This window comes from Mycobacterium talmoniae, from assembly GCF_001854525.1.
Lineage (GTDB): Bacteria > Actinomycetota > Actinomycetes > Mycobacteriales > Mycobacteriaceae > Mycobacterium > Mycobacterium talmoniae.
In genome coordinates, this window is the sequence record NZ_MLQM01000255.1 from 1 (window position 1) to 4,815 (window position 4,815).

7 protein-coding genes and 1 pseudogene are annotated in these 4,815 nt (G+C 67.6%); 2 read left to right on the forward strand and 6 right to left on the reverse strand.

Features of this window, described 5'->3' with window-relative positions; all coding sequences use genetic code 11:
• The 6 genes from BKN37_RS25745 to BKN37_RS29405 form a co-directional block, all read right to left on the reverse strand.
• A partial coding sequence (locus tag BKN37_RS25745; RefSeq protein WP_108772723.1) for a YcnI family copper-binding membrane protein occupies window positions 1–599 on the reverse strand: 599 nt, incomplete at its 3' end.
• 4 nt (window positions 600–603) lie between these two features.
• Window positions 604–1,257: a DUF6474 family protein gene (locus tag BKN37_RS25750; protein WP_071029972.1), complete on the reverse strand. Its 654-nt coding sequence runs from the start codon at window positions 1,255–1,257 to the stop codon at window positions 604–606.
• 110 nt (window positions 1,258–1,367) lie between these two features.
• Complete coding sequence (locus BKN37_RS25755) at window positions 1,368–1,766, reverse strand: helix-turn-helix domain-containing protein (protein WP_071029974.1); 399 nt, start codon at window positions 1,764–1,766, stop codon at window positions 1,368–1,370.
• Window positions 1,767–2,229: 463 nt separating this feature from the next.
• Window positions 2,230–2,763: a peptidase gene (locus BKN37_RS25760; RefSeq protein WP_071029976.1), complete on the reverse strand. Its 534-nt coding sequence runs from the start codon at window positions 2,761–2,763 to the stop codon at window positions 2,230–2,232.
• Window positions 2,764–2,914: 151 nt separating this feature from the next.
• Window positions 2,915–3,538 (reverse strand): superoxide dismutase, encoded by a 624-nt coding sequence (locus BKN37_RS25765; RefSeq protein WP_071029978.1) that lies wholly within the window; start codon window positions 3,536–3,538, stop codon window positions 2,915–2,917.
• A 147-nt stretch (window positions 3,539–3,685) separates the two neighbouring features.
• On the reverse strand, window positions 3,686–3,847 hold the full coding sequence (locus BKN37_RS29405) for a hypothetical protein (protein WP_207547298.1): 162 nt from the start codon (window positions 3,845–3,847) through the stop codon (window positions 3,686–3,688).
• 385 nt (window positions 3,848–4,232) lie between these two features.
• On the opposite strand from BKN37_RS29405, the gene BKN37_RS25770 reads away from it, so the two are divergent.
• Window positions 4,233–4,580, forward strand: coding sequence for a rhodanese-like domain-containing protein (locus BKN37_RS25770; RefSeq protein ID WP_071029980.1), 348 nt, complete (start codon window positions 4,233–4,235; stop codon window positions 4,578–4,580).
• A 36-nt stretch (window positions 4,581–4,616) separates the two neighbouring features.
• Window positions 4,617–4,815: pseudogene (locus BKN37_RS30055) on the forward strand (DUF4328 domain-containing protein); the annotation flags it as partial.

Here is a 4,815-nt window from a genome sequence, read left to right on the forward strand (position 1 = left end):
GCGTTATCCGACGGGTCCGCGCTCTGAGCCCGGTTGGCGGCGACGACCGGCACCTGCGTCTCCGGTGCGGCGGTTCCCGGTGCCCGCGCGAGCATCAGCATGGGCGCCGGGTGGTCGGGTTCGCCGCCGTCGGGCAGCGGCGGTTGATCCCAGTGCACCTCGGTGCCGTCGGCGTACTTCTGGGTGGCAGCGAAGCTGACGGTGTCGGCGTCGGGCAACTTCACCGAGATCCGGAACAAGCCGAATTGGTCGGCCCCAATCCCGCCGCCGGGGGCCGCGGTCCAGGTCACCGAGCGGACCGTGCCCGCGGCGGTGTCGCGGTCCAGCTTGGCCGTCCAGCCGGGCACGGTCTCGGTGCGCGCCGACGCCACGTCGGGCAGGGTGACGACGAGCTCGGTTGTGGCAGAGCCGGTTTCGGATTCGTTGGGCACCTCGAAGGTCAGCATCGCGGTGCTGGCGCGCACCGCACCGGGGCTGCTGACATGCACGTGCGCCCCGGCCGGCGCGACCCCGATCGCCGACCCCAGGCACAGGGTGGCGGTGGCCGCGCCGAGGGCCGCGACCCGCCGGGGCGCGCGCAGCTTCAGCCGGCGGTGCATGGCGTCAGCCCAGTCCCAGCCGCGCCATCAGGTCCGCGTCGATGCCGTCGAGTTGTTCGGCGATCGCGGCGTGCGCCGCCCGGCGCCGCGCCGACGGCATGTTCTCCGCGGCGGTGACGGCAGCGGACAGGTCGGTCAGCCGTTCGGTGATCGCGGCCGCGAACTGTTTGGTCTCCGCGTCCTTGGGGTTCTTGTTCTGCACCAGCTGCAGCGTTTTCTCGGCCCCGGCGATGCGGGCCGACAACCGCGCCCCGTGCCCGGAGAACTGGCCGATCTGGGCCAGCGGGACCCCGAGCCGGTCGGCCCGCCGCTCATCGAGCAGCCCGCGGGCGGCCATCGCGGCCCGGTAAACCACCGGGACCACGATCGGGGCGAGCAACCGAGACACCGTCAGCACCCGGCGGATCCGGGTCGGCGACAGCACTTTTCCCTCACGCGCGGTCTTGAGTTGATGCTCGGCGACTTTCAGCGCGGCCCGGTCGCTGTCCCGCTGCGCCTTCAGTTGCGCCTTGAGCGCCTTGGTCTCGGCGCGCTGGGCGGCCTTGTGTCGCCGCGCCTCATTTTTCGCGGCCAGCTTGGCTTCCAGTTTGGCACGGGCCTTGAGCGCCCGCGCCTCAGCGCGACGGGTCGCGCGACTCTTTCGCTTGAACAGGCCCATCCCGGCTGCCTCCCCGGTATCTCGTCGACGCTGCGTGGCCGTGGATCGAGCCCACCCTAATCGCAGCGCGCCCACGACACGCCGTCAGGTCGACGCGGCGCCGGCGCGGACTACGCGTCGAGGTGCTCTTTGCGGCGCAACTCGTCGACTTTGGCCACGATGTCCTGCTGCGCCTCCGGCGACAGCCCGATGGCCCGGGTCGCGATGCGGCGCACCCCCTCGTCGCGCATGCTGTCGAGCCAGGCCAACTCTTTATCGAGCTTTTCGTAGTACTCGTCGTCGGTGAAATACGCCGGTTTGATGCGGAAGAAGTTCGCCAATGCGGCCATGGTGGCCGTCGAGGGGTTGGTGCGGTTGCCCGAACGCAGCTGCGACAGGTAGGGGGCCGACATCGTGATGCCCTCGGCCTTAAGCGCTGCGATCACCTCCGCCGATGTATGCGGGCCGCGCCCCGGCGGATACACCGTGTCAAAGAGGCGGTTCAGGCGGGCGGCGAACGTCGTGCTCATCGATATGACCTCCAAAGGGGTTCGAAGAACAAGAGCAGAGGAATCCAAGCATGTATTTGCTGCTCATCGTAGCGAGAGTTGTGGCCCCAACCAAGTGCAAACCAGGAAAGAATTCTGCGAAACGGTCCTGCGGATCGGCGCCCGCCCGCGGCGAGAATGCCGACCGGCGCAAACACGATATATACAAGCTGCACCAAGAGAATCGTGGCGCTGCGACGGGAACGCGGTCGGCCGCCGAGAACTAGTTGGCCGACCAGCGCTGGATAGGGGCCTCATCGGGCAACCAACCGGGAATGTTCGCCGCACCGAAACCAGCCTTTGCTGCGATACCGGATTCCGGTCGTGTCCGCCGCCCAACCGCCCGCGCGCCCCGGTGTCGGTGCGCGGCGTACCTCAGGGCGCTCGGCAGCCGGCGCCGGGTTGACGACACCGGCGGCCATGCCGGCCGCAACGACGAAAGCCGCTATGCGGCAAGGAGCATGGCCAGAATCGCGGTATCGGGATGGCTGATCGGATCGACACCCACCCGGCTCACCATCGAGGTCACGGTGCCGTCTGCTTCGGCCTCCACCCAGGCCGCCCGGTGCTCAAGGCCCAGGTGCGGAAGTCCGGGCAGCAGCACACATCCCGACGCCGCACCGTAACACTCGGGTAGGGACGGGGTGGTTTCCGACGGGGGGTGCAGCATCAGCAGCGCGGGCGGCTGATGCTCAGCGAAATGCCCTGGCGCAATGGCGGATTCACCCACCACGGTGCCCTCGGCGAGCACCAGCCCGACCGTGTCGGGCGGCGGAGACTCGGGCAACTCCTCGCGAGCGCCGAATACCGTTGTGGTGGAGAGCAATCCCGGCAATGACGCCACCCGGACGGCCACGATCAGCAGCTGCGCCCATTCCTTCGTGGAGTCCGGCCAGCGACCAAAAATCACGAAGCCTTTTAAGGCACCGTGGGAATGAAATGGCGCTATCTCAATCGCCCGGCCTGACCCAGTTTCCATTGGTCCTCCGCGACACCCAGTGGGTCTGTTTATCCAGCATGCGCCGCGGATCGGGGGCGTGCAAGCAGACACGACGGGCATTGGGCCCGGGAAACAGGCGGGGCGCCGCGCGGTTCGCGCGGCGCCCCAGCCAGGCTTCAAACGAACGGGCTCAGCCGAACAGCAGCCCCTTGGTCTTCGACGTCGCGGCGGCGTACCGGTCCTGGACATCTGCCCAGTTCACGACATTCCAGAACGCCTTGACGTAGTCGGCTTTGACGTTTTTGTACTGCAGGTAAAAGGCGTGCTCCCACATGTCGACCTGCAGCAGCGGAATGATGCCGAGCGGAACGTTGGCCTGCTGGTCATACAGCTGGAAGGTGAGCAGCTTGTCGCCGAGGCTGTCGTAACCGAGCACCGCCCAGCCGGACCCCTGCAACCCGTTGGCGGCCGCGGTGAACTGCGCCCGGAACTTGTCGAACGACCCGAATGCGTCGTCGATGGCGGCGGCGAGATCACCGGTGGGTTTGTCGCCACCGTTCGGCGACAGGTTCTTCCACCAGATGGTGTGGTTGACGTGGCCGCCGAGGTGGAAGGCCAGGTTCTTCTCGTTCAGCAGGATCGCGGAATGGTCGTCCTTGGCGCGCGCCTCCTCCAGTTTGGCGAGGGCATCGTTGGCGCCCTTGACGTAGGCGGCGTGGTGCTTGCTGTGGTGAAGCTCGTTGATCTGACCGGAGATGTGCGGCTCGAGGGCTCCGTAGTCCCAGTCCAAATCCGGCAAGGTGTAGTCAGCCACGAGATTCCTTCCTTCAATCGTTGGTGGGCCTGCTCCTGACGTTCCGCTCGCAGCGGTCCGCGTCGGGCTGTACGCGGTCAACATTGCTCCATGGCCGCGCGCACCGCAACAACGGGTGCGTTAGGTGGCTACCCGCTCGGGGCGGGTTCAGAACAAAACGATGATGGCGAAAATCGCCAGTAACACGAGCGCGATCAAACCGGCGCGCAAACCAGCCAGCAGGTACGAGTGGTTGTAGGTCGGCGACCCCAGCGGCCAGTGCCCCGACGACGCAGCGGACCGCGGACCAATCGGCTGTGCCGCCATCATGCCACCTTGACCTGCACGCATAACTCGCTCTCAGTGAGATGAATCACAACTGCTTCGTGTGTCCGCGATGATAGCGCGCGCCGCACGACAAGGAAAATCGCGGTGCCCGGCCGGTGGCCGAGGGTCTGCGACCATGTGTTCGACGATGCGGATGCTTAGCGGGCCAATACATTTCGCTCGACGGCCGACGGGCTGTTGACCGAAGCGCTTCGATACCGTTCCGTTATCCACAGTCGGACCTCAGCATGGCCACAGAATCCGCGCTCATCGCCCGGTCCGGTCGACGGCCGCGTTGTGGATAAACCTGTGGAAACTGTGGATACCGCTAAGTAGCTGGTTCGCCGCGATCGTGCACGTGCGACGGCCGCATGCCAAGATCGAACCCATGGACGATGGTGCGGGCGTCACGCAGGCCGATGTCACCGGCTTGCCGCAAAGCTTCCAGGCGCCGGCAGCAACCTTGCTGGATGTCCGCGAGCACGACGAATGGCAGCGCGGCCACGCCCCCGACGCCCTGCACATCCCGATGGGTGAGGTGCCGTCGCGCCTCGACGAGCTGGACCGTGACGGCCAGTTGTACGTCATCTGCCATGTCGGCGGCCGGTCCCAGCGGGTCGCCCAGTTTCTGCACGCCAACGGCTACCCGGCCGTCAACGTCAGCGGCGGGATGTTGGCCTGGGCCGCCGCCGGGCGGCCGGTGATCACCGACGACGGGCGTCCCGGCACCGTCTGACCTCCGGTCCGGCCGCACCCCGGCTACCCTGGTGCGGTGATCCAAGTGTGCTCCCAGTGCGGCACGCGGTGGAACGTGCGCGATCGACAGCGCAGCTGGTGCCCCCGGTGTCGCGGTGCGTTGCTCGCGCCGCGGACGGATGCGCAGCCGGTGGACCCGCGGTGGGGCCCGTCCGGGCAGCCCCCGCGGACACAACTGCCGACCGGCTTCCGCTGGATCGCGGTGCGCCCCGGCC

Excerpts from the sequence above, each read along its gene's own strand:
- BKN37_RS25755 (WP_071029974.1), bottom strand. The coding sequence starts at position 1,766 with ATGAGCACGACGTTCGCCGCCCGCCTGAACCGCCTCTTTGACACGGTG.
- BKN37_RS29405 (WP_207547298.1), bottom strand. The coding sequence starts at position 3,847 with ATGATGGCGGCACAGCCGATTGGTCCGCGGTCCGCTGCGTCGTCGGGG.
- BKN37_RS25770 (WP_071029980.1), top strand. The coding sequence starts at position 4,233 with ATGGACGATGGTGCGGGCGTCACGCAGGCCGATGTCACCGGCTTGCCG.
- BKN37_RS25750 (WP_071029972.1), bottom strand. The coding sequence starts at position 1,257 with ATGGGCCTGTTCAAGCGAAAGAGTCGCGCGACCCGTCGCGCTGAGGCG.
- BKN37_RS25760 (WP_071029976.1), bottom strand. The coding sequence starts at position 2,763 with ATGGAAACTGGGTCAGGCCGGGCGATTGAGATAGCGCCATTTCATTCC.